We start from the raw sequence: 24,394 nt of genomic DNA, 5'->3' as shown, positions 1-24,394 counted from the left end.
ATGACCACGAATGTAATCAGCTTGGTGTCCATCGGCGCCCACCCGACCTCAGGCCGCCCACGCCGCGCCGAGCAAGATGCTCGGGCGGTCGAGCTGGGCCTGCAAATGGCTGGGGATAAGTTGCAGGTGCTGCACGCCGGCGATATTCACGAGCCTACGTTGCGCAGTTACCTGGGCATGGGCTTGCCACAATTGCAGGTGCTGGAACAGCCGGCAGGTTCCGATGCCTTGCCGGTACTCAGTGAGTATCTGCGCGGTGCCGGCGCCCAAGTGGTGTTGACCGGCAGCCAGGCGGAAACCGGCGAAGGCTCAGGCATGTTGCCGTTCCTGCTGGCCGAACAACTGGGTTGGCCGCTGATTGTCGGGCTGGCGCAGGTGGAGTCCATCGAAGGTGGCGTAGCCCACGTGCTTCAGGCGTTGCCGCGAGGGCAGCGGCGGCGCTTGAAAGTGCGCCTGCCGTTTCTGGCCACGGTGGATAACGCCGCGCCCAAGCCACGCCAGAGCGCCTACGGCCCTGCACAGCGCGGTGAGCTGGCGGCCCATGAAGTCGAGATCGAACAGGACGAGTTATTCACAGACGCACTGCTGCAACCCGCCAAGCCACGGCCCAAGCGCCTCAAGGTGATCAAGGCCAAGAGCGGTGCGGACCGTATGAAGGCTGCCACGGCCAAGGCCAGTGGTGGTGGCGGGCAAGTGCTCAAAGGGTTGAGCCCTGAGGCGGGTGCTGAAGCCATTCTCAAGCTGCTCATCGAAGAAGGCGTGGTGCGCTAATTCCCTGTGGGAGCGGGTCTTTCTGTGGGAGCCGGGCTTGCCCGCGATGCAGGCAACTCGGTCTGTCAGTTAAACCGAGTTGCCTGCATCGCAGGCAAGCCAGCTCCCACACAAGCCGGCTCCCACAGAAAGGCCCGCTCCCACATTGGATATGCGGTGTTTTCTAGGATTACCCACAATCCCTGTTGACCCACCTGTGGATAACCTGTTCGCGGTTGTCCACACCCCCGGTAACTCAAGCCCTGCAGCCCTCTGTACGAAAAACAACCAGGCTAACTGACGGTTTTTCCAGGGTTTTTCCATGAATAACTTAATTCGCCGATCCAGACTTGCCCCCAAAGTCTGTTGGCGCTTCTGTGGATAAGATGTTCGCTATCGTCTGTAGCCCCTATAAATAAAGGCTTTCATGGGTCTGATCAAAATTTGATCAAATTGGCTTATTTGTTGATTTAAAACGCCGGAACCCCCGACTTATGAAGGTTTGACACGGTTTTCCACAGCGCCGATAAACTTGCCCCCAAAGTCTGTTGGTGCTTCTGTGGATAAGGTGTTCGCGTACTGCTACAGGGCACGTAATCCGTGGCTTTCGAAGATTTGATCAATAAATGATCAGGTCGGGCTAAAACCGGACTACTTGAATAAGTCACGGATTTTCTTCATTTATTTTCGGGGGGAAGCGCACTTGCCCACAATTGCTGTGGGTGGCTTTGTGGATAAGTTGTTGGGAGAAGGCTGGAGGGCAGAGTGGTGAAGGGTTGCGAGGGAGTTGATCAATTATTGAACACTGATTATAACTAATGTGGGAGCGGGCTTGCTCGCGAAGGCGGTGTGTCAGTCACCAGATGGGTTGGCTGATCCACTGCATTCGCGAGCAAGCCCGCTCCCACATTTTGATCGGTGGTGTAGCCGTTATTCGTGTGCGGCGACGCCCTTGAGGTAAGGCGCCGGCGCAGCGCCGAGGTTGCTCAGCAAACGCTCGCTGTACCAATCCACGAAGTTCACCACGCCAAACTCATAGGTCTTGGAGTACGGCCCTGGCTGGTAAGCGGTGGAGTTGATCCCGCGCTGGTTCTCTTCGGCCAGGCGACGGTCCTGGTCATTGGTGGCGTCCCACACTTTGCGCATGCGCTCCACGTCGTAGTCCACGCCTTCGACGGCGTCTTTGTGCACGATCCACTTGGTGGTGACCATGGTTTCCTGAGCGCTGATCGGCCACACGGTGAACACGATGATGTGGTCGCCCATGCAGTGGTTCCACGAGTGCGGCAGGTGCAGGATGCGCATCGAACCCAGGTCCGGGTTTTTGATGCGGCCCATCAACTTGTTGCAGCCTTGTTTGCCGTCCAGGGTCATCGACACGGTGCCCTTGAGCAGCGGCATGCGCACGATACGGTTACGCAAGCCGAAGCTGGCGTGGGCGTAAGGGATTTTTTCAGCGTCCCAGGCGGCAGCGGAGGCGGCCACGTGGTCCTTGAAAGCCTGGTCGGCGCGCGGGTCGGTGACGTCGTCCCACTCCAGCAGGGTTTTCAACAGCTCCGGGTGCGACGCGTTGCAGTGGTAGCACTCGCGGTTGTTTTCCAGCACCAGCTTCCAGTTGGCCTTTTCGAACAAGGTGGTCTGGATCGCCACCTTGGTGTTTTCCATGTCGTAGGGTTCCATGTAGTGGTTCAACGTCGACAGGAAGTCATCGATGGCCGGCGGGTTCTCCGCCAGGCTGATGAAAATGTAGCCGCCGGCAGTCTTCACATTCACGGGTTTCAGGCCGTACTGCTTCATGTCGAAGTCGTCGCCCATCTCGGTACCGGCGAACAGCAGGCGGCCGTCCAGCTCGTAGGTCCACTGGTGGTAATGGCACACCAGTTTGGCAACCTTGCCCTTGTCGCTGGTGCACAAGCGCGACCCACGGTGGCGGCACACGTTATGAAACGCGTGCACCACGCCTTCGGCGCCACGGATCACGATGATCGGGTTCTTGCCCACTTGCAGGGTCAGGTAATTGCCCTTGGTGGGGATCTCGCAGGTCATGCCGGCGATCAACCACTCTTTCTGGAAGATCTCCTGCATGTCGATATCAAACAGCCGCTCGTCAGAGTAAAACGGCTGCGGCAGCGAAAAGGTGCGCTCGCGCTCTTGCAACATTTGCGCGGTGGCCTTGCGTGCGGGTTCCAGCGGATCGCCCAAGCTTAAGGTTGCGGTGACGTCCATCGTGTGTGTCCTCAGGGCTATTCTGTGTGGCCGGCGAATAGTGGCTACGGTTGGTGCTTTGCAAGGCGTAAAGAAAGCGTCTTTGTTGAGAGCGAGTGTGGGGCCGCCGATGCGCCGAACCTTGTCCATTAGCGACATGGCCCACTCTGATCCCGACGCGCAACCCCCGTGGTATGGGGGCTGGTCGCGATAAGTATGTGAATGTCGCAGATAGGTAAATGGGTGGTTCTCGCGTTACGCAGAATCGCCACCATCAGGCCGATATACGGCTGCGGAGAACAGCATGTCCAACAGCTTCCTGAATCCGGTAACCACCCAGACCTGGGCCAATGGTCGGCACATCGTCCGTTGCGTCAAAGTCATCCAGGAAACCTGGGATGTGCGCACCTTCTGCTTTATGGCCGACCAGCCGATCCTGTTCTTTTTCAAGCCGGGGCAGTTTGTCACCCTGGAGCTGGAAATCGACGGCCAGCCGATCATGCGCTCGTACACGATTTCCAGTTCGCCGTCGGTGCCGTACAGCTTCTCGGTGACGATCAAGCGGGTGCCAGGCGGCAAGGTTTCCAACTGGCTGCACGACACGCTGCATGAAGGCCAGGAGCTGGCGGTGCACGGGCCAGTCGGGTTGTTCAATGCCATCGACTTCAGCAACCCCAAAGTCCTTTACCTCAGCGGCGGTGTCGGCATTACGCCGGTGATGTCCATGGCGCGTTGGTATTACGATACCAACGCCAATGTCGACATGACCTTTATCCACAGTGCGCGCTCGCCCAAAGACATCATTTACCACCGCGAGCTGGAGCACATGGCGTCGCGGATCGACAACTTCAGCCTGCACCTGATCTGCGAGAAACACGGCCTGGGCGAGCCCTGGGCGGGTTATCGCGGCTACCTGAACCACAAGATGCTCGAACTGATGGTGCCGGATTTCCTCGAGCGCGAAGTGTTCTGCTGCGGCCCCACGCCCTACATGAACGCGGTGAAGCGCCTGCTGGAAGCGGCGGGCTTCGACATGGCGCGCTATCACGAGGAATCCTTCGGCGCCACGCCACCGGAGGCGCGTGCCGATGCGGTCGAGCAAGCCGAACAAGCCGCCGAAGCGCCGGAGATCGACCTGGCCGACTTGCATCAAGTGGAATTTATCGCCTCGGGCAAAAGCATCCGTGTGGCGCCAGGCGAAACCGTCCACGCAGCGGCAGCCAAACTTGGGCTAATGATTCCAAAAGCCTGCGGTATGGGGATTTGCGGCACCTGCAAGGTGATGAAGCTGGGCGGAGAGGTCGAGATGGACCACAACGGCGGCATCACCGAAGAAGACGAAGCCGAAGGCTACATCCTGTCGTGCTGCAGCGTGCCGAAGGGCGACGTGCGCATCGAGTTCTAACCTTCCACGTGATCGTTCCCACGCTCCGCGTGGGAATGCCTCATGGGACGCTCCGCGTCCCGCCTTCAGTTGTGACGCGGAGCGTCACGGGCTGCATTCCCACGCAGAGCGTGGGAACGATCATTCGAGTTCTAACCTCCCACACCCGATCGTTCCCACGCTCCGCGTGGGAATGCCTCTTGGGACGCTCCGCGTTCCGCCTTCAGTTGTGACGCGGAGCGTCACGGGCTGCATTCCCACGCAGAGCGTGGGAACGATCATTCGAGTTCTAACCTCCCGCATCCGATCGTTCCCACGCTCCGCGTGGGAATGCCTCATGGGACGCTCCGCGTCCCGCCCTCAGTACCACCTTTGTATGTCTATTAACCCCTCCCGTCCCGCGTAATTACGGGCGCTGGAATATCGCCAGTGCTCAGCTAAGTCCACGTACCCTCGCTTTACCGGGTTGTGGTGGATGTAATCAAGTTTTTGGCGCATCACTGTCTCGCTGTAGACCAGTTCGGCATGAGAGCCTTCCTGCCAAAGTTGATAAACCCGATCTGCCTTGTGTGCCCGTTTGCTGAAGCGTAGGCGTTGTAATACCGCTCGGCACCTTTGCGCTGCAGGTCGTCGATGAGGGTGCGAGCAGTGAAGGATTTGAATTGACTGACGCACTTGCACAGATCAGGCGCTTGCGCGACGAAGTGCAGGTGGTTTTCGAGAATGACGTAGCCAAACAGGCGTAGCGCATGGTGCTTTTGCTGATATCGCCAACAATCCAGGAGATGGCCCACAAGGTAGTCGCGGGTAAATAGCGGTAGCCACTCCATGACAGTACACGTCAGGAAATGCGGTTTTTCGGGCTCGGTGATGACGTAGCGGCTTCTACCCATCCAGTCGTCCTTGAATCGAGTTGTGGCGTGGACGCGGAGCGTCCGGGGAGGCATTCCCACGCGGAGCGTGGGAACGATCAGCGATCAGGCTGGTTAGGGATTAACGGGCGTAGAGTTGGATGGAGAACTGATCGCCTGAGGCTGTCAATTCAAAGGTTTTTTCATAGATGTGCAGGGTTCTTGAAGGCTCCCTGATGGTGTCACCGACGTTAGCCAGTTTTCGAAACTCGTCCCAGCTTACGAACGTGTTGCTGAGGCTGCCGTCTTGTTGCGCTTTGGCGGCGTAGCATTGAACTTCCATGGTCTAACCCTCTGCTGGATTTCCGTTTCCGGCCGATTATTCGGCAGGCAGTTGTACCCGAAAGGTGGCCGCTGCAGCGGCGTTTTCCTTTCGGGTTCCAAGAGGCTAGTCGATGAAAATAGGGTTGGCTGCTGTCGGAAATACCAAATAACAGTCTCGGCAATCCGCCAGTATTCGTCGCGCCTAAGCGCCCATCACTGTCCGAATATCCGCGGCTAATTCTCTTACACGCTCTTCCTCTGTATCCCACGCACACATGAAGCGCGCGCCGCCTTTGCCGATGAAGGTGTAAAAGCGCCAGCCCTTGGCTGTCAGGGCCTCGATGGCCGCTTCCGAGAGCTGCAGGAACACGCCGTTGGCTTGTACCGGGAACATCAACTCCACGCCGGGAATATCCGCCACCAGGCTGCTCAGCAGTTGAGCGCAGTGGTTGGCGTGGCGGGCGTGTTTGAGCCAGGCGTCGTTTTCCAGCAAGCCCACCCAGGGGGCGGAGAGGAATCGCATTTTCGAGGCCAGCTGGCCGGCCTGTTTGCAGCGGTAGTCGAAGTCTTCAGCCAGTTTGTGGTTGAAGAACAGGATGGCTTCACCCACCGCCATGCCGTTTTTCGTGCCGCCGAAGCACAGCACGTCCACGCCGGCTTTCCACGTCAGGTCGGCCGGCGAGCAGCCGAGGAACGCGCAGGCGTTGGAAAAGCGCGCGCCGTCCATGTGCAGGTTCAGGCCCAACTCTTTGCAGGTAACACTGATCGCGCGGATTTCTTCCGGGGTGTACACGCTGCCGACTTCAGTGGCTTGGGTCAGGGTGACCACGCGCGGCTTGGGGTAGTGAATGTCCTGACGCTTGAGGGCGATCTCGCGGATCGATTCCGGGGTCAGCTTGCCGTTTTCGGTGCGGGCAGTGAGCAGCTTGGAGCCGTTGGAGAAAAACTCCGGCGCGCCGCATTCGTCGGTTTCGACGTGGGCGGTTTCCGAGCAAATCACGCTATGGTAGCTCTGGCACAACGAGGACAGTGCCAGGGAGTTGGCGGCGGTGCCGTTGAAGGCGAAGAAGACTTCGCAGTCTGTTTCGAACAGATTACGGAAACCGTCGGCGGCGCGGTGGGTCCATTCATCATCGCCGTAGGCGCGTTGATGGCCCTGGTTGGCGAGTTCCATGGCGGCCCAGGCTTCCGGGCAGATGCCGGAATAGTTGTCGCTGGCGAATTGTTGGCTCTTGTCGGTCATGGCCCATTCCTGTGGTCGATGTTGGTGCGCACTGTAACCAAGATTGTCGCGGGTGCGCACGCACTGTAAATGCAAAGTCACTGGGGAATTATGCACGGTACACAAACGATGCCTGTCGGACGCTTGCGCGATGGCGCCCTGGATTTGCTCAAGTGGTTGGCGCTGCTGAGCATGGTGCTGGACCACCTGCGCTATGTCGGGCTGAGCCTGGATGGCCTGTATGTGCCGGGGCGCCTGGCGTTTCCGTGGTTTTGCCTGGCGATTGCGGCAAATTTGCACCGTGTCCGAAATTCGCCCGTGAGCGGCCAATGGCGCTACCTGGGCTGGCTGCTGCTGTTCAGTGTGATCAGCGAAGTGCCGTACCGGATGTTTATCGACGATGCCGATACGTTGAATGTATTGCCGACATTGGCATTGGGGCTGCTGGTTGCCAGAGGATGGCAGCAGAAGGCGCTTTTTGACCGAGGTTTGGCGCTGCTTGCCCTGATACTGGCGGGTGTGTTTTCGACGCAGCTGATGTTCGGTTTCTTTGGTGTGTTGTTGCCGTTGGCGATGCTGCTGGTGTTCAGCCGTCCATGGTATTTCAGCGTGTTACCGGGCTTGGTCTGCGTGGCTGCCAACCAATGGCAGATTCTGCTCAACAGCGGCAGCGTGATTGCGCTGCTGGGGCTGGCCGCCTGCCTGATCGCGCCATTGGCGGGGTTGCTGCTTTTGCGCCGCGCCAAATATGTCACTGTACCGGCCATGCGCCGGTGGGCCTACGCTTTGTACCCGATGCATTTTTTACTCTTGTTGGTGGTCCGCAAGGCCATTGGCTGACGTCGTGTTGAGCCAATCGGGAGCAAACGGATGAGCGGCGTAGAACGCGCGCATTTTTTGCACATCGTGCTCGAACCAATCCCGCAACCATTGGCAATAGTGCCGCGAGATTTCGCGTCTATGCGCGGGGCTGGCCGTTTCATCGGCGATACAGCGTGCAGCCATCATGCCCGACATCAGTGCCTTGAGTACGCCGTGAGAGGCGCCTGGGTCCAACACACTGGCGGCGTCGCCGATGATGAAATAGCCGTTGCCGGCCGCTTGAACACAGCGTCTCCAGGTGACATCGGCACCCTGGATGGCGCCCTCACAGGCCAGTTGTTCCAGGCAGGCCGGCACCGCTGACGCCTTGGGCTGCTTGTCTTGGGCAAAACGCAGTCGTGTCCAGTGATAAAGCCCCTGGCCGATGTGAGCTGTCCAATACCAACCCGATTGATCCGCGAAGATACCAAGTGCCGTTTCTTCCACCCAGCCTCGCTTGTAGCCATACACGGCGGTTAACGGCGGTGAGTAGTGACGCGCTGTAAGCCCCAGTTGGCGAGCCAGCCAACCGTGCGCGCCACTCGCATCAACCAAGTGCCTGCAATACACCTTCTCTGTCTGGGTCTGAATGCCGATGACGCGGCCCTTTTCCACTAACACCTGTTTTGCCTGGCAGGGTTGCAGGGCATGCACGCCGGATGCGATGGCTTGATCCAACAGCAACCCATCGAGCGTCGCCCTGGGAATTTGAAACCCTCGCCAGGGCCCGTCTTTATCTTCGCCAAATGGAACAAAGCGTCGCTCTTGATCCCACTGCACCCAGGTCCCCGCAGGACGGATGAATGCATCGCCGCGAATGTGTTCAGCCACGCCCAGTTGCGCAAGCAAAGGCTCTATGCCCGGATGCAAGGTTTCGCCCGGGCGTGCGCGTGGAAACAGCAGGCGCTCGATAACGGCTACTTTCAGGCCGTGTTGAGCGCACGAAATGGCCGCCGCACATCCGGCCGCGCCAGCCCCCAGGATGATGACGTCGTAGTGCTTCATGGGGCCTGGCCTGTTCTAAACGCGCTGCCAAGGCTTGATGCCCTGCTGACGCAAGACAACCTGCGGCCATACCAGGTAAGTAAACGTTTCCGTGAGTTTGATACGCACTTGGTCGAACGCGGGCGATGTCACCCGTTCATAGCGAAACAGTTCAAAGCGATAACCCACGTCATTCGGCGTAACGGTAACGTTGGTGTTGAGAGTGATTATGTGGGACTCGTCCGGTGTTGCAGTGTTGAACGAGTCGATAAACCAATCCCTGGCGTTGGCGCCCAATGACAGCCTGACTCGGCGCCATGCATCGACACGACGTTGATATTCCTGCGAGTCGACTTTGCCCGTCAGCGTCAGCGCGAACTTGCCGTTGAGCGCGTTTTCCACATAGTCGGTGTAGCGGAAAGTCTCGTAGGCCCTATGGGTGGCGCTATTGGCGATATATTTTTTTGCGGCGGGTACACCGTCCCAGGGGAACCCGGCATTTTTGCCGATCTCTTGGTCCAGCATCGGTTTGATGCTCGGACCGGCGCCGGCATTCGGCTCATAGGATTGCGCTGAGTCGGGTGCAACGGCGGGCCAAAAGGAACTCAGGGCTGCACACAGCTTCGCATCTTCGGGAAATGGGCTACCCAGCCTGAAAGCCGCCAGGTGTTCAATGCTGCTCGAATCCTCTGGGTAAAAACCGGTGCCAATATCCCAGCCGGGTGCGAACACCCCTGAACCTGCATCGGGAAGGCACGAGGCGCACCTTGCAGACGGGACGCTCGGCTGAGGGGTGGCCATGGCAGGCGAAGTATTAAATTGGGCAACGATGGCAGTAATGCTGACGTCCGTACTGGAAAAGGACTCGGGAAAAGACTGGATATTGGCGGGCATACGAGTGTCGGACAGGCACCGCGGTTGCACGCGGAACATCGTGAGCTGAGTAAGCAGGTCCAGGGTTTCGAGCCACTCCATCAGGTGGCGCTGCTTGCACAGGGGATAAAAGTCCGGTGCGCAAACCAATGAATACGCGGCCACGCGCTGTGGAATGGCGTTGTCCAGCGCTGCGCACTGAGCCTGGATTCGACCATCGGCGGTAAAGTCCACGTAGTGCAGGGCCTTGTAATTGCCCTTCTGCAACTCATCAAACATGCCGGCCCGGCGATTGAGATTGATGACGTTGCCCGCCTCATCGACTTTATGGCGAATATGCACGAACTCCGGCGCATTTCCGTTCAGTGCCAGGCTGGAAGCCAGGAGGCTAGCGTCTTCAGGAACGTTGAACGTCAACGGTTTACCCAGGTATCGGGCGGCTTCAGCCAGATGTTCATGGGGCGTGGCGGCCATTAATCCTGGGCCATACGCTGGCTCAGGCAGCCAGTCCGCGAGGCCTTCGGTGGTGATGAAGGGCGGTTGGCTAATATGGGGTTCACCCCAGCCGGAATCGGGTGCCAGCTCCAAGTGTATGCGGCGTAACTTTTCGTTTTTATGCTGTGCGTGCAGATTGAGATCAAGGGTCATGCCAGCCACACACTCACTGCCATTGAACAGTTTATGCAGCGGCACCCAGAAATCACCGGCTGCATCTGCTGCGCCAAAGCGCATCGGGCCGAAATTGGCACGGTCGCCTTTGAGCTGGACCGCGATGTAGGCGCTGTAGCGCGCAGGCAGCACTCGAATGGCGTGGTCTTCCCCTTCTACAAACGGCAGGAAACCCCGGGTCGGCGCGTCGTACAACGGGGCCTTTGTGCCCACCCGCGCGATGCCGGTGCGCGAAAAACACAAATCGGCGTGGACCTTGTGCACCGTGTCCGGTGCCGGGCGGTACTCGACCGCGAACACCACCACCGCCATCGGGTGCCCATTCGCACGTGCCTGCAATTGCGCAAGGCTGGGCGGCTGGCGGCCGTAAACGTAGTTGAGGACGGTTTCAAGTTCTGCCGGCGTGGGATAGGCCTGCAGTGGGTTGCCGCTGGCGTCGGTGGTCACATTGGCGTTGGCCAGAGCGTGATACAGCAGGCTGTGTGCGGGTTTGCCAGGTTCAATACCGCGCGTTCCGGTCAAGGCAAAGTCTTTAAAACCGCTAAGTGTCCGGTTTGGGGTCAGCGGTTTACCCAGTTCGGCGTCAAGGTTGGGCGCGAGGATGTCGAGACCATGGCCAAGCAACAGGTTTCGCCAGCCATGGGGAGCCAGACGTTTGCAGATATCAATAACTTGGTTAAGTAGCGCCATGCCTGTTTCCTCGACGGGGTGGCGTTCAATCTTTCGGATTGAACGGTGAACGCGTCGAATGCATGAGCTGGCGCTGTTTGAGTGGCAAGCGTAGCTAGTTTTTTGGTGTTTTGTGCGAGTGGGTGGTTTTTTTCCCCACCCCCGCAGCTCGTAAGACGTGAGCAATCCCGGCGCTTTGTTCGCCTGCGCGCCAGGCCATGTCGTAAACGCACCTTTGCGTGGCGTCCGTAGGCATTTGACCTGTGTGCACCAGCCCTACCATCGCATCAAAGGGCTCTGCACGGGCCTCAACAATACGAAAGGCTGGGAGAGACGCGATGTTCAGCAAAAAAGACCAGATCCAGGGATATGACGACGCTTTGCTGGCGGCGATGAATGCCGAGGAGCAGCGTCAGGAAGATCATATCGAGCTGATCGCGTCAGAGAACTACACCAGCAAACGTGTGATGGAAGCTCAGGGCAGCGGCCTCACCAACAAATACGCCGAAGGCTACCCTGGCAAGCGCTACTACGGCGGCTGCGAGCACGTCGACAAGGTTGAAGCCCTGGCCATCGAGCGCGCCAAGCAACTGTTCGGCGCCGATTACGCCAACGTGCAGCCGCACTCCGGTTCTTCCGCCAACAGCGCGGTGTACCTGGCACTGTTGAATGCTGGCGACACCATTCTCGGCATGAGCCTGGCTCACGGCGGCCACTTGACCCACGGCGCCAAAGTGTCGTCCTCGGGCAAGCTCTATAACGCCGTGCAGTACGGCATCAATACCGACACCGGGCTGATCGACTACGACGAAGTCGAGCGCCTGGCCGTGGAGCACAAGCCGAAAATGGTCGTGGCGGGTTTCTCTGCCTACTCCAAGACCCTGGATTTCCCACGTTTTCGCGCGATTGCCGACAAGGTCGGTGCGCTGCTGTTCGTCGACATGGCCCACGTCGCCGGCCTGGTTGCCGCCGGCCTGTACCCGAACCCGCTGCCATACGCCGATGTGGTCACCACCACCACCCACAAAACCCTGCGCGGTCCCCGTGGCGGCCTGATTCTGGCCAAGGCCAACGAAGAGATCGAGAAGAAACTCAACGCTGCTGTATTCCCTGGTGCCCAAGGCGGCCCGCTGATGCACGTGATCGCCGGCAAGGCCGTGTGCTTCAAGGAAGCGGCGGAGCCTGGCTTCAAGGCCTACCAGCAACAAGTGATCGACAACGCCCAGGCCATGGCCAGCGTGTTTATCCAGCGCGGTTATGACGTGGTGTCCGGCGGCACCGACAACCACCTGTTCCTGGTCAGCCTGATTCGCCAGGGCCTCACCGGTAAAGAGGCGGATGCCGCCCTCGGTCGCGCCCACATCACCGTCAACAAGAACGCCGTGCCGAATGACCCGCAGTCGCCGTTCGTGACCTCGGGCCTGCGCATCGGCACCCCGGCGGTGACCACGCGCGGTTTCAAAGTGCCGCAATGCATCGAGTTGGCGGGCTGGATCTGCGACATCCTCGACAACCTCGGCGACGCCGACGTCGAGGCCAACGTGGCCAAGCACGTGTCTGCCCTGTGCGCTGATTTCCCGGTTTATCGCTGAGCGCGGTTTTGGAGTAATGACTATGCAACGCTACTCGGGCTTCGGCCTCTTCAAACACTCACTCAGCCACCACGAAAACTGGCAGAAGATGTGGCGCACGCCGACCCCTAAAAAGGTCTACGACGTGGTCATCGTCGGCGGCGGCGGGCATGGTCTGGCAACCGCTTACTACCTGGCCAAAGAACACGGCATCACCAACGTGGCCGTGGTCGAAAAGGGTTGGCTGGGCGGCGGTAACACCGCGCGCAACACCACCATCGTGCGTTCCAACTACCTGTGGGACGAGTCGGCGCACCTGTACGAACACGCGATGAAACTGTGGGAAGGCCTGTCCCAGGACCTGAACTACAACGTGATGTTCTCCCAGCGTGGCGTCTACAACCTGTGCCACACCCTGCAAGACATCCGTGACTCCGAGCGTCGCGTCAGCGCCAACCGCCTCAACGGCGTCGACGGTGAACTGCTCAACGCCAAACAAGTGGCCGACGAGATTCCGTACCTCGACTGCTCGAAAAACACCCGCTACCCGGTACTCGGCGCCACCGTGCAACGGCGTGGCGGCGTGGCCCGCCACGATGCCGTGGCCTGGGGCTTTGCCCGCGCCGCGGATGCACTCGGCGTGGATTTGATCCAACAGACCGAAGTGATCGGCTTCCGCAAGGAAAACGGCGTGTGCATCGGCGTGGAAACCAACAAAGGCTTTATCGGCGCCAAACGCGTCGGTGTGGTGACCGCCGGTAACTCCGGGCACATGGCTTCACTGGCGGGTTTCCGCCTGCCAATCGAATCCCACCCGCTGCAAGCGCTCGTCTCCGAGCCGATCAAGCCGATTATCGACAGCGTGATCATGTCCAACGCCGTGCACGGTTACATCAGCCAGTCCGACAAGGGCGACCTGGTGATCGGCGCCGGTATCGACGGCTACAACGGCTACGGCCAGCGCGGCTCGTACCCGGTGATCGAACACACCATCCAGGCCATCGTCGAGATGTTCCCGGTGCTGTCCCGCGTGCGCATGAACCGTCAGTGGGGCGGCATCGTCGACACCACGCCGGATGCGTGCCCGATCATCTCCAAGACCCCCGTGCCGAACATGTTCTTCAACTGCGGTTGGGGCACCGGTGGTTTTAAAGCGACGCCAGGCTCAGGCAACGTATTTGCTGCCAGCCTGGCCAAGGGTGAAATGCACCCATTGGCAGCCCCTTTTTCCATCGACCGTTTCCACAACGGTGCCTTAATCGACGAACACGGCGCTGCGGCCGTCGCCCACTAACAGGAGAAATACCTCATGTTGCATATCTTCTGTCCTCACTGTGGCGAACTGCGCTCCGAAGAGGAATTCCACGCGTCCGGCCAAGCGCACATCCCGCGCCCGCTGGACCCGAATGCCTGCACCGACGAAGAGTGGGGCGACTACATGTTCTTCCGCGATAACCCGCGCGGCCTGCACCACGAGCTGTGGATTCACGCTGCCGGGTGCCGCCAGTATTTCAACGCCACGCGCGACACGCTGACCTACGAAATACTTGAAACCTACAAGATCGGCGAGAAGCCGCAATTTACCGCCAAGGCTTCTGGAGAGAAGGTATGAGCCAGATCAATCGCCTGTCCAACGGTGGCCGCATCGACCGCAATAAAGCCCTGACGTTTACCTTTAACGGTCAGAGCTACAAAGGCTTTGAAGGCGACACCCTGGCCGCCGCCTTGCTGGCCAATGGTGTCGATATCATCGGCCGCAGCTTCAAGTATTCGCGCCCACGCGGCATCTTTGCCGCCGGTGCCGAAGAGCCCAACGCGGTGCTGCAGATCGGCGCCACCGAAGCCACCCAGATTCCCAACGTGCGCGCCACACAACAGGCGCTGTACCAGGGTTTGGTCGCCACCAGCACCAACGGCTGGCCGAGCGTGAACAACGACATGATGGGCATTCTCGGCAAGGTCGGCGGCAAGCTGATGCCGCCGGGTTTCTACTACAAAACCTTCATGTACCCGCAATCGTTCTGGATGACCTACGAGAAGTACATCCGTAAAGCGGCGGGCCTTGGCCGCTCGCCAACCGAGAACGACCCGGACACCTACGACAACATGAACCGTCACTGCGACGTGCTGATTGTGGGCGCAGGCCCAGCCGGCCTGGCGGCCGCGTTGGCGGCTGCGCGCAGCGGCGCTCGGGTGATCATTGCTGACGAGCAGGAAGAGTTCGGCGGCTCTTTGCTGGACTCGCGCGAAAGCCTCGACGGCAAGCCGGCAGTTGAGTGGGTTGCCAGCGTGATTGCTGAGCTGAAAGCCTTGCACGATGTGGTGCTGCTGCCCCGCGCGACTGTCAACGGTTACCACGACCATAACTTCCTGACCATTCACGAACGCCTCACCGATCACCTCGGCGACCGTGCGCCGATTGGTGTGGTGCGCCAGCGCATTCACCGGGTGCGCGCCAAGCGTGTGGTGCTGGCGACCGGCGCGTGCGAGCGCCCATTGGTGTACGGCAACAACGACGTGCCGGGCAACATGCTCGCCGGTGCGGTCTCGACTTACGTGCGTCGCTATGGCGTGGCACCGGGCAAAAAACTGGTGTTGTCGACCAACAACGACCACGCCTACCGCGTGGCGCTGGACTGGTTTGACGCCGGCCTCAGCGTCGTCGCCGTTGCCGATGCCCGCCACAACCCACGTGGCGCACTGGTTGAAGAAGCCCGCGCCAAAGGCATTCGCATCCTCACCGGCAGCGCCATGATCGAGGCGCGTGGCAGCAAGCACGTGACCGGCGCCCGCGTGGCCGCCATCGACGTCAAAGCCCACAAAGTCACCAGCCCCGGCGAGTGGCTGGACTGCGACCTGGTCGCCAGCTCCGGCGGCTACAGCCCGGTGGTTCACCTGGCCTCGCACTTGGGCGGCAAGCCAACCTGGCGTGAAGACATCCTCGGTTTTGTGCCGGGTGAAGCACCGCAAAAACGCGTGTGCGTCGGTGGCATCAATGGCGTCTACGGCCTGGGCGATTCCCTGGCGGATGGTTTTGAAGGCGGCGTGCGCGCAGCCAGCGAAGCCGGTTTCGCGCCGGTGGAAGGCACACTGCCAAAAGCCTTGAGCCGTCTCGAAGAGCCGACCTTGGCGCTGTTCCAGGTGCCGCATGAAAAACCTACCGCACGGGCGCCGAAGCAATTTGTCGACCTGCAAAACGACGTGACCGCCGCCGCCATCGAACTCGCCACCCGCGAAGGTTTCGAGTCGGTCGAGCACGTCAAACGCTACACCGCGCTGGGTTTCGGCACCGACCAGGGCAAGCTTGGCAACGTCAACGGCCTGGCCATCGCCGCCCGTTCGCTCAACGTGACCATCCCGCAGATGGGCACCACCATGTTCCGCCCCAACTACACGCCGGTCACCTTCGGCGCTGTGGCGGGCCGCCACTGTGGGCACATTTTCGAGCCGGTGCGCTACACCGCGCTGCACGCCTGGCACTTGAAAAACGGCGCCGAGTTTGAAGACGTCGGCCAGTGGAAACGCCCATGGTATTTCCCGCGCAATGGTGAAGACCTGCACGCCGCGGTGAAACGCGAATGCCTGGCCGTGCGCGACAGCGTCGGCCTGCTGGATGCGTCCACCCTCGGCAAGATCGACATTCAAGGCCCGGATGCCCGCGAATTCCTCAACCGCATCTACAGCAACGCCTGGACCAAGCTCGACGTGGGCAAGGCGCGCTACGGCCTGATGTGCAAGGAAGATGGCATGGTCTTCGACGACGGCGTGACTGCCTGCCTCGCCGACAACCACTTCCTGATGACCACCACCACCGGCGGCGCCGCCCGCGTGCTGCAATGGCTGGAAATCTACCAACAGACCGAATGGCCAGACCTCAAGGTGTACTTCACCTCGGTCACCGACCACTGGGCGACCATGACCTTGTCTGGCCCCAACAGCCGTAAGCTGCTGGCGGAAGTCACCGACATCGACCTGGACAAGGACGGCTTCCCGTTCATGACCTGGAAAGAAGGCCTGGTCGGCGGCGTGCCGGCGCGGGTGTTCCGTATCTCGTTCACCGGTGAGCTGTCGTACGAAGTCAACGTGCAGGCCGACTACGCCATGGGCGTGCTCGAGCAGATCGTCGAGGCCGGCAAGAAATACAACCTGACCCCGTATGGCACCGAAACCATGCACGTGCTGCGTGCCGAGAAGGGTTTCATCATCGTCGGGCAAGACACCGACGGCTCGATGACCCCGGACGACCTGAACATGGGCTGGTGTGTAGGCCGCACCAAACCGTTCTCGTGGATCGGCTGGCGCGGGATGAACCGTGAAGACTGCGTGCGTGAAGAGCGTAAGCAACTGGTGGGCTTGAAGCCGATTGACCCAACCGTGTGGCTGCCGGAAGGCGCGCAGCTGGTGCTGGATCCGAAGCAGTCGATTCCGATGAAGATGGTCGGCCACGTGACTTCAAGCTATGCGCATAACTCGCTGGGTTATTCGTTCGCGATGGCGGTGGTGAAGGGCGGCTTGAAGCGCATCGGCGAGCGAGTGTTTTCGCCGCAAGCGGATGGCAGCGTGATCGAGGCGGAGATTGTGTCTTCGGTGTTCTTTGACCCGAAAGGTGATCGCCAGAACGTCTGACACCTGATCGTTCCCACGTCGAGGCGTCGAACCGTCCGCGTGGGAATGCATCCCGGGGCGTTCTGCGCCCCAAGAGCGGACGCAGAGCGTCCATGGCGGCATTCCCACGCAGAGCGTGGGAACGATCAAATTAGGAAAGGTGCTTTATGACAGCAGCCAATGTTTACCAACAACGCCCCACCTCCGGCGCCAAGGCCGAGTCGTCGCTGCACCATGCCGACCTCGCCAGCCTGGTCGGCAAGGGCCGCAAAAACGCCGGCGTGACCGTGCGTGAAAAGAAACTTCTCGGCCACCTGACCCTCCGTGGCGATGGCCATGACGCGGCCTTCGCTGCCGGCGTGCACAAGGCCCTTGGCATTGAATTGCCCGGCGCCCTGCAAGTCATCGTCAAAGGCGAAACCAGCCTGCAATGGCTCGGCCCGGACGAGTGGCTGCTGGTGGTGCCCAGCGGTGAAGAATTCGCTGCCGAACAAAACCTGCGGGCCGCCCTCGGTGATTTGCACATCCAGATCGTCAACGTCAGCGGCGGCCAGCAGATCCTCGAACTCAGCGGCCCGAACGTGCGCGACGTGCTGATGAAGTCCACCAGCTACGACGTGCACCCCAACAACTTCCCGGTGGGCAAGGCAGTGGGCACGGTGTTCGCCAAGTCGCAACTGGTGATCCGCCACACCGCCGAAGACACCTGGGAGCTGGTGATTCGTCGCAGCTTCTCGGATTACTGGTGGTTATGGCTGCAGGACGCCTCGGCCGAATTCGGCCTGAATGTCGTCGCATAACGATCGTTCCCACGCTTCGCGTGGGAACGATCAAGGAGTCACGCACTATGAGCCGCGCACCCGATACATGGATTTTGACTGCCGACTGCCCCAGCGTGCTCGGCACGGTGGACGCGGTCACCCGCTACCTGTTCGAACAGGGTTGCTACGTCACCGAGCACCACTCGTTCGATGACCGCCTCTCGGGCCGGTTTTTTATTCGCGTCGAATTCCGTCAGCCCGACGGTTTTGACGAGCAGGCTTTCCGTGCTGGCCTGGCCACGCGCGGTGAAGCCTTCGGCATGATCTTCGAGCTGACGGCGCCGAACTACCGGCCAAAAGTGGTGATCATGGTCTCCAAAGCCGATCACTGCCTCAACGACCTGCTGTACCGCCAGCGCATCGGCCAACTGTCGATGGACGTGGTCGCCGTGGTCTCCAATCACCCGGATTTGAAGCCGTTGGCCGACTGGCACCAGATTCCCTACTACCATTTCCCCCTCGACCCCAACGACAAACCGTCCCAGGAGCGTCAGGTGTGGCAAGTGATAGAAGAGACCGGCGCCGAACTGGTGATTCTTGCGCGCTACATGCAAGTGCTGTCGCCGGAGCTGTGCCGCAAACTGGATGGCAAGGCGATCAACATTCACCACTCGTTGCTGCCGGGGTTCAAGGGCGCCAAGCCGTATCACCAGGCTTACAACAAGGGTGTGAAGTTGGTCGGCGCCACGGCGCATTACATCAACAACGACCTGGATGAAGGCCCGATCATCGCCCAGGGCGTGGAAGTGGTGGATCACAGCCACTATCCCGAGGATTTGATTGCCAAGGGGCGGGATATCGAGGGGCTGACATTGGCCCGGGCGGTGGGGTATCACATTGAGCGGCGGGTGTTTTTGAACGCCAATCGCACTGTCGTTCTTTAGATCGCCATCGCAGGCAAGCCAGCTCCCACAGGGGACTGTATTCACACTTCAAAAAATGTGGGAGCCGGGCTTGCCCGCGATGAGGCCCCAAAAAACAACGCAAAAACAGCATCTGTACCCGAGCACTTAAACGCGCTGCCTGCCTGGGCAACGCGGTTCCATAAAAACAACAGCGAGGTGAAAGCATGTCTGGTAATCGTGGTGTCGTGTATCTCGGCAACGGCAAGGTCGAAGTACAGAAAATCGACTATCCCAAAATGCAGGACCCCCGTGGCAGGAAGATTGAGCACGGCGTCATCCTGCGCGTGGTCTCCACCAACATCTGCGGCTCCGACCAACACATGGTGCGCGGCCGCACCACCGCCCAGACCGGCCTGGTCCTGGGGCACGAAATCACCGGCGAAGTGATCGAGAAGGGCAGCGACGTCGAAAACCTGAAAATCGGCGACCTGGTCTCGGTGCCGTTCAACGTCGCGTGCGGCCGCTGCCGTTCGTGCAAGGAACAACACACCGGCGTGTGCCTGACCGTCAACCCGGCCCGTGCCGGTGGCGCCTATGGCTATGTCGACATGGGCGACTGGACCGGCGGCCAGGCCGAATACGTGCTGGTGCCTTACGCCGACTTCAACCTGCTGAAACTGCCGGACCGCGACAAGGCCATGGAGAAAATCCGCGACCTGACCTGCCTCTCCGACATCCTGCCAACCGGTTACCACGGCGCCGTCACTGCCGGCGTTGGCCCAGGCAGCACCGTCTACATCGCCGGCGCCGGCCCTGTTGGCCTGGCCGCTGCCGCCTCCGCCCGTCTACTCGGTGCAGCGGTAGTGATCATCGGCGACGTCAACCCGATCCGTCTGGCCCACGCCAAGGCCCAGGGTTTTGAAATTGCCGACCTGTCCAAAGACACCCCACTGCATGAACAGATCGCCGCACTGCTGGGCGAGCCGGAAGTCGACTGCGCCGTTGACGCGGTAGGCTTCGAAGCCCGTGGCCACGGCCATGAAGGCGCCAAGGCCGAAGCCCCGGCCACCGTGCTCAACTCGCTGATGGGCGTGGTGCGCGTGGCGGGCAAGATTGGTATTCCTGGGCTCTACGTGACCGAAGATCCAGGTGCTGTGGATGCCGCCGCAAAAATGGGCAGCCTGAGCATTCGCTTTGGGCTGGGCTGGGCTAAATCCCACAGCTTCCACACCGGGCAAACGCCGGTGATGAAGTACAACCGCCAGTTGATGCAGGCGATCATGTGGGACCGCATCAACATTGCTGAGATTGTGGGTGTGCAGGTCATCAGCCTGGATGACGCGCCACGTGGGTATGGCGAGTTTGATGCGGGTGTGCCGAAGAAGTTTGTGATTGATCCGCATAAGTTGTTCAGTGCGGCGTAAGGCTTAGGCCAAATAAAAGGGCGACCTGTAGGTCGCCCTTTTTGCGTCTGGTGTTTAGGCCTGTAAGCGTCGGCTGATCACATCCAGCAGGTCGCACCCGTCACGCAATGGAATGGCGCAGAGCAAGGCGAAGTCCTGGAGGACAAGGTTGTCGGTGTTCAGGCCTTCACGAAACGCGAGGTTTTCCATGACTTGAGTGACCGCGCGGATGCGGTAGACGGCCGCGTCGTGGAGTACGTCGAGCGGGACTTGGGTGTCGATAAGCAGGGAAGGGGTGGTGCTGTCGTGGCCGGTGAGCGGCATGTATCGGTTCATGTTTTAAAACCCATTCAAGTAGAGGTGGGCTACACACTTATTCGTCGCCAAACGAATGGGTGGCAGCTGTACGCAGGTTGGCGAACCGGGAATGGAACCGGCAGACCCGAAGGTCTCCCGCGCACAGCCACCATGAAAGCAGCTATTGCGGACGCAAAAGAACCTGCAAAAAAGCAGAAGCTTTTGCACCATTCACCCGAGTCGCCAAACCCGTGTCGCCATGTGGACGACCGCCGAACTATAAGCGCCATCCATCGCCAGGAGCAAGTCGCCCAGCCGATGAAGATCAACTGTGGGAGCTGGCTTGCCTGCGATTGCGGTCGGCCAGTGAACCTGTCTCTGGCTGACCCACCGCTATCGCAGGCAAGCCAGCTCCCACAGGGATTTATGGGGTGTCAGCGCGAGGCCAGTGCGCCTTGGTACAGGACCGGTCCGGTGGGTTGGCCGGTCGGTGAACCGCCTTGTGGCTCCAGGCTGACGGCGAGGGTCACGGGGGCGGTCAACAGCGCTTGCTGTTCTTTGCTCAACTGGATGCGGCCTTTACCCGAGCTGGGCACCAAACCCAGTGAGATCGGTTTACCGCCGGGCGCAATTGCCCACAATTCCAGGGCACGCGTCGGCTCAACAGCCGCCAACGTCAACGGCTCTAGTTGCAAGTGATCACCAAAGGCCTGGATCTGCAGCGCCGGTTGCTGATTCGCCGCCACCAACGTGGCGTTGTACTCGGCGCCGATATCACGTTGATAGAGCACACCCACCAGCACAGCGACGACCACCGCGCAGGCGGCCGCCAGCAGGCGAACGCTCATCCAGAACGGCTTCTTCGCTGGCACATGCAGCACTTGCGGTTCGATACGCGCCTTGATGCCGGCCCACACATGGTCCGGCACCGGCCGCTCGGGCAGTGCGCCGGTCAGGCTGGCGAGGGCGTCCTGCCAATGGCCGAGTTCGACGCGCAGCGCGGCGTCTTCCAGTAACAGCGCGTCGAAGCGCCGACGGGCGGTCGCGGGCATCAGCCCGATGGCATAGTCGGCGGCCAGGGCGCGGCGCAGGGCGGTGGTTTGGTAGTTCATGATTCAAGGCACCTGCGCAGGCGCTCCATGCCGCGACGAATCCAGGATTTGACCGAGCCCAGGGGCGCGGCCAAGTGTTCGGCCAGTTCCGAGCACGACAGGCCCTGGAAGTAAGCCACGGTGATCGACTGGCGCTGCATGCCGTCGAGTGTGTCGAGGCAGCGGTTGAGGGCGCGGGCTTCGCGCAGGCTATCGAGTTGTTCGTGCGCGCTGGGGCTGTCGTCGAGCAGGGCGTCTTGCTGGCCGTCGGCCAAGGGCTGTTCGCGGTGTTTGCGCAATTGGTCGATGGCCAGGTTGCGCGTGATGTTCACCATCCAGGTCATGGGCGCCGCCAGATGGGCTTCGTAGCGCGAAGCGTTGTACCAGATGCGCACAAAGGCCTCCTGCAGCACTTCTTCGGCCAGGTCGGTGCGCCCCATGAAACGCAACGCAACACCGTGCAGCCGTGGCGAAACGCTGCGGTAAAGGGTCTCGAATGCCTGGCGGTTGCCCAAGGCACACTGGGCCAGCAGAGGCTGCAAGGGGTCAGCATCGTTGATCGAAATAGGGCTTCTCCAGGCTCTCGAACGAGGGCGACGGGACGGCGCACGGTAGGCAGAGGGTAGACCAGCTTGTGCATTCATTCCATCCAACTCCGGGCGGTGCATGGTGGATATACGCGCAGGCGTGGCATTTGGATGCGGCGTTTTCTGAACTAATCTCCAAGTGGGAACAATCCTTCGGGGCTGTCAGTCCAACGCCTGCTTTTAGCTCTTACATTCAGAGGTTGTCTTGATGAAGATTTCACGCGGTTTTGCCCTGTCCTGCCTGATGACCGTGGCTGCCAGCCCGGTATTTGCGGCAGGTTTCAGCCTCGGCGACGTGGCTAACGCCGTCTCCGGCGCCCAGGGCAGCAATGAAAAGGCCGCTGCAGCAGCCCCGAGCACCCAGACCGCAGGCCTGCTGAGCGCCTTGACCTCGCAACTGAACGTCACCCCCGAACAAGCCGTGGGCGGCACCGGCGCGATGTTGGGCCTGGCCAAAAACAAACTGAGCGGCAATGACTATTCGCAACTGGGCAAGAGCGTGCCCGGCCTGGATCAACTCTCGGGGAGCAATTCCCTGGGCAGCCTCGGTGCCTTGAGCGGGCTGCTCGGCCAGAGCGGCGGCAGCAAGACCAGCGGCCTGGACAGCGTGCTGGGTAACGTGAAGAGCACCAGCGACCTGAACACCGCGTTCAGCGCACTGGGCATGGATAACAGCATGATCGGCAAATTTGCGCCGGTGATCCTGCAATACCTGGGCGGCCAGGGCGCCAACGAATCGGTGCTGGGCAAACTGGCCTCGGCCTGGGGCACTGGCAGCTAAATACGCTCTGCGCGCAGTTGGGCGATGCGCGCATCCTTCTCGCTCCAGAGCTGGTTCACCCAGTTCTGGACGGTCTGGCGAAACGCCGGATCATTCTCGTAATCGCCCTGCCACAGCGCCGGGTCGAGCTCGCGGGTGCGAATGTCGATGATCACTTTCGGCACCGCGCCGCTGATCAAATCCCAGAACCCTGGAATCTTTTGTTGCGGATAGACGACGGTCACGTCGAGCACTGCATCCAGCTGTTCGCCCAGCGCCGCCAGCACAAACGCCACGCCGCCCGCCTTGGGCTTGAGCAGCCGCGCAAAGGGTGAGGCCTGCTGCTTGCGTTTGGCCTCGCTGAACCGCGTGCCTTCCAGGTAGTTCACCACGGTCACCGGCTGGCGCTTGAATAGCTCACAGGCTTCTTTGGTGATTTTAAGGTCCTGGCCCGCCAGCTCCGGGTGTTTGGCCAGGAACGCCTTGGTGTAGCGCTTCATGAAGGGGTAATCCAGCGCCCACCAGGCCAGGCCCAGGAAGGGCACCCAGATCAGCTCTTTTTTCAGGAAGAATTTGAAGAACGGCGTGCGCCGGTTAAGCGCCTGGATCAACGCCGGAATGTCGACCCAGGATTGATGGTTGCTGATCACCAGGTAAGAGGTGTCGCCGCGCAGGTCGCCGCCGCCGCGAATCTCCCATTGGGTCGGGATGCACAGCGCGAAGATCAGCTTGTCGATTTCGGCCCAGGTCTCGGCGATCCACATCACGGCCCACGAGGCATAGTCGCGATAGCGCCCTGGCGCTACCAGCTTGAGCAGGGCGAACACCATCAGCGGCCCAAACAGCACCAGGGTGTTGAGCAGTAGCAGCAGGGTGACGAAACAGCCGGTGAGCAGGCGGCGCATAAGTAACTCTTGGAATCCTGTGGGCGGGCCATGATAAGCAAGCCTGGCCTATAGGCCAAATCGCAAATCGTCGTACGAATGTTTCACAATGTGAAGGCTATGCTGATCGTTCCCACGCAGAGCGTGGGAGCGAGCTGCTGATGGCGGGGCTAACTAAGTGCTGCTTTTGCGGTCTAGAATCCGCCTACTTCTTTCGAGGAAATCACTTCGTGAAATTGCTCCTTGCTGCGTTTGCCTTAGTGGCTCTGCCGGTCATGGCTGGCGAACCGACCCTCTACGGTCGCTACGAATACATCCAGTTGCCGGAGATCGGCGAAACCTTCAAGGCCAAGATGGACACCGGCGCGCTGACCGCTTCGCTGTCGGCCCGTGACATCGAGACCTTCACCCGCGATGGCGACGATTGGGTGCGCTTCCGCCTCGGCGGCAAGGACGCTTCCAACAAAGTCTACGAACACAAAGTCTCGCGTATCAGCAAGATCAAGAGCCGCGCCGACGAAGACGATGACAAGGACGAAGCCACCGTGGCCAAGCGCCCGGTGATCGACCTGGAAATGTGCCTGGGCGACGTCAAGCGTACCGTCGAGGTCAACCTCACCGACCGCAGCAGCTTCAACTACCCGCTGCTGATCGGCGCCAAGGCCCTGCGTGAATTCGGTGCAGCGGTGAACCCGGCGCGTCGTTACACTGCCGACAAACCGGACTGCTGACGGACCC

General features: G+C 60.5%; 21 protein-coding genes and 1 pseudogene. 12 read left to right on the top strand and 10 right to left on the bottom strand.

Annotation, left to right across the window (positions count from 1 at the left end):
• A complete protein-coding gene (gene etfB / locus PspR76_RS28275) occupies positions 1 to 771 on the top strand; it encodes an electron transfer flavoprotein subunit beta (protein WP_159960477.1) in 771 nt (256 codons plus the stop codon).
• Between the two features lie 909 nt (positions 772 to 1,680).
• Here etfB and gbcA read toward each other — a convergent pair.
• Positions 1,681 to 2,976, bottom strand: a complete 1,296-nt coding sequence (gene gbcA / locus PspR76_RS28270; RefSeq protein WP_159960475.1) for a glycine-betaine demethylase subunit GbcA — start codon at positions 2,974 to 2,976, stop codon at positions 1,681 to 1,683.
• A gap of 283 nt (positions 2,977 to 3,259) precedes the next feature.
• Here gbcA and gbcB point away from each other — a divergent pair, with 283 nt between their 5' ends.
• A complete protein-coding gene (gene gbcB, locus PspR76_RS28265; RefSeq protein WP_159960473.1) occupies positions 3,260 to 4,360 on the top strand; it encodes a glycine-betaine demethylase subunit GbcB in 1,101 nt (366 codons plus the stop codon).
• A 339-nt stretch (positions 4,361 to 4,699) separates the two neighbouring features.
• Here gbcB and PspR76_RS28260 read toward each other — a convergent pair.
• The 3 genes and pseudogenes from PspR76_RS28260 to PspR76_RS28250 all read right to left on the bottom strand — a co-directional run bounded on the left by PspR76_RS28260 (position 4,700) and on the right by PspR76_RS28250 (position 6,757).
• Positions 4,700 to 5,232, bottom strand: a pseudogene (locus tag PspR76_RS28260) (REP-associated tyrosine transposase).
• Between the two features lie 100 nt (positions 5,233 to 5,332).
• On the bottom strand, positions 5,333 to 5,533 hold the full coding sequence (locus PspR76_RS28255; RefSeq protein WP_159960471.1) for a hypothetical protein: 201 nt from the start codon (positions 5,531 to 5,533) through the stop codon (positions 5,333 to 5,335).
• 183 nt (positions 5,534 to 5,716) lie between these two features.
• The gene (locus PspR76_RS28250; RefSeq protein ID WP_159960469.1) at positions 5,717 to 6,757 is read right to left on the bottom strand and encodes a threonine aldolase family protein; all 1,041 of its coding nucleotides are present in this window, start codon (positions 6,755 to 6,757) and stop codon (positions 5,717 to 5,719) included.
• A gap of 90 nt (positions 6,758 to 6,847) precedes the next feature.
• Between PspR76_RS28250 and PspR76_RS28245 the strand changes: the two genes are divergently transcribed.
• Positions 6,848 to 7,576 (top strand): TraX family protein, encoded by a 729-nt coding sequence (locus tag PspR76_RS28245; protein ID WP_159960467.1) that lies wholly within the window; start codon positions 6,848 to 6,850, stop codon positions 7,574 to 7,576.
• On the opposite strand, the gene PspR76_RS28240 is transcribed toward PspR76_RS28245, so the two are convergent.
• Positions 7,541 to 8,602 (bottom strand): NAD(P)/FAD-dependent oxidoreductase, encoded by a 1,062-nt coding sequence (locus PspR76_RS28240; protein WP_159960465.1) that lies wholly within the window; start codon positions 8,600 to 8,602, stop codon positions 7,541 to 7,543. The genes PspR76_RS28245 and PspR76_RS28240 overlap by 36 nt on opposite strands.
• Positions 8,603 to 8,617: 15 nt before the next feature.
• Positions 8,618 to 10,813, bottom strand: coding sequence for a hypothetical protein (locus PspR76_RS28235; protein WP_159960463.1), 2,196 nt, complete (start codon positions 10,811 to 10,813; stop codon positions 8,618 to 8,620).
• A gap of 317 nt (positions 10,814 to 11,130) precedes the next feature.
• On the opposite strand from PspR76_RS28235, the gene glyA reads away from it, so the two are divergent.
• The 7 genes from glyA (at position 11,131) to fdhA (ending at position 20,058) form a co-directional block, all read left to right on the top strand.
• Entirely contained in the window at positions 11,131 to 12,384 is a 1,254-nt protein-coding gene (gene glyA / locus PspR76_RS28230; RefSeq protein ID WP_159960461.1) for a serine hydroxymethyltransferase, read from the top strand.
• A gap of 22 nt (positions 12,385 to 12,406) precedes the next feature.
• Entirely contained in the window at positions 12,407 to 13,657 is a 1,251-nt protein-coding gene (locus PspR76_RS28225; RefSeq protein WP_010207084.1) for a sarcosine oxidase subunit beta, read from the top strand.
• 15 nt (positions 13,658 to 13,672) lie between these two features.
• The gene (locus PspR76_RS28220) at positions 13,673 to 13,975 is read left to right on the top strand and encodes a sarcosine oxidase subunit delta (protein WP_010207083.1); all 303 of its coding nucleotides are present in this window, start codon (positions 13,673 to 13,675) and stop codon (positions 13,973 to 13,975) included.
• The gene (locus PspR76_RS28215; RefSeq protein ID WP_159960459.1) at positions 13,972 to 16,989 is read left to right on the top strand and encodes a sarcosine oxidase subunit alpha; all 3,018 of its coding nucleotides are present in this window, start codon (positions 13,972 to 13,974) and stop codon (positions 16,987 to 16,989) included. The genes PspR76_RS28220 and PspR76_RS28215 overlap by 4 nt, the downstream gene beginning before the upstream one ends.
• A 146-nt stretch (positions 16,990 to 17,135) precedes the next feature.
• Complete coding sequence (locus PspR76_RS28210) at positions 17,136 to 17,768, top strand: sarcosine oxidase subunit gamma (protein WP_159960457.1); 633 nt, start codon at positions 17,136 to 17,138, stop codon at positions 17,766 to 17,768.
• Between the two features lie 47 nt (positions 17,769 to 17,815).
• Positions 17,816 to 18,673 (top strand): formyltetrahydrofolate deformylase, encoded by an 858-nt coding sequence (gene purU, locus PspR76_RS28205; RefSeq protein ID WP_024077780.1) that lies wholly within the window; start codon positions 17,816 to 17,818, stop codon positions 18,671 to 18,673.
• A gap of 185 nt (positions 18,674 to 18,858) precedes the next feature.
• Positions 18,859 to 20,058, top strand: a complete 1,200-nt coding sequence (gene fdhA, locus PspR76_RS28200) for a formaldehyde dehydrogenase, glutathione-independent (RefSeq protein ID WP_034116135.1) — start codon at positions 18,859 to 18,861, stop codon at positions 20,056 to 20,058.
• A gap of 54 nt (positions 20,059 to 20,112) precedes the next feature.
• Here the strand turns inward: fdhA and PspR76_RS28195 are convergent, their stop codons facing one another.
• The 3 genes from PspR76_RS28195 to PspR76_RS28185 all read right to left on the bottom strand — a co-directional run bounded on the left by PspR76_RS28195 (position 20,113) and on the right by PspR76_RS28185 (position 22,069).
• A complete protein-coding gene (locus PspR76_RS28195; protein ID WP_237235701.1) occupies positions 20,113 to 20,373 on the bottom strand; it encodes a hypothetical protein in 261 nt (86 codons plus the stop codon).
• Between the two features lie 395 nt (positions 20,374 to 20,768).
• On the bottom strand, positions 20,769 to 21,446 hold the full coding sequence (locus PspR76_RS28190) for an anti-sigma factor (protein WP_159960455.1): 678 nt from the start codon (positions 21,444 to 21,446) through the stop codon (positions 20,769 to 20,771).
• Positions 21,443 to 22,069, bottom strand: a complete 627-nt coding sequence (locus PspR76_RS28185) for a sigma-70 family RNA polymerase sigma factor (protein ID WP_159960453.1) — start codon at positions 22,067 to 22,069, stop codon at positions 21,443 to 21,445. Before PspR76_RS28185 ends, PspR76_RS28190 begins: the two co-directional genes overlap by 4 nt.
• Before the next feature lie 151 nt (positions 22,070 to 22,220).
• Here PspR76_RS28185 and PspR76_RS28180 point away from each other — a divergent pair, with 151 nt between their 5' ends.
• Complete coding sequence (locus PspR76_RS28180) at positions 22,221 to 22,793, top strand: DUF2780 domain-containing protein (RefSeq protein WP_159960451.1); 573 nt, start codon at positions 22,221 to 22,223, stop codon at positions 22,791 to 22,793.
• Here the strand turns inward: PspR76_RS28180 and PspR76_RS28175 are convergent.
• Positions 22,790 to 23,677, bottom strand: coding sequence for an acyltransferase (locus tag PspR76_RS28175; RefSeq protein ID WP_159960449.1), 888 nt, complete (start codon positions 23,675 to 23,677; stop codon positions 22,790 to 22,792). The two genes, PspR76_RS28180 and PspR76_RS28175, sit on opposite strands and share 4 nt — an antisense overlap.
• 209 nt (positions 23,678 to 23,886) lie before the next feature.
• On the opposite strand from PspR76_RS28175, the gene rloA2 reads away from it, so the two are divergent.
• Positions 23,887 to 24,387 carry a retropepsin-like aspartic peptidase RloA2 gene (gene rloA2, locus PspR76_RS28170; protein ID WP_159960447.1) on the top strand — a complete coding sequence of 167 codons (501 nt, stop codon included), beginning with the start codon at positions 23,887 to 23,889 and terminating at the stop codon, positions 24,385 to 24,387.
• Positions 24,388 to 24,394: the final 7 nt, after the last annotated feature.

Source organism: Pseudomonas sp. R76 (assembly GCF_009834565.1).
GTDB lineage: Bacteria > Pseudomonadota > Gammaproteobacteria > Pseudomonadales > Pseudomonadaceae > Aquipseudomonas.
The sequence above is the reverse complement of the archived record's forward strand: the minus strand, read 5'-3'. Positions and strand labels throughout refer to the sequence as shown.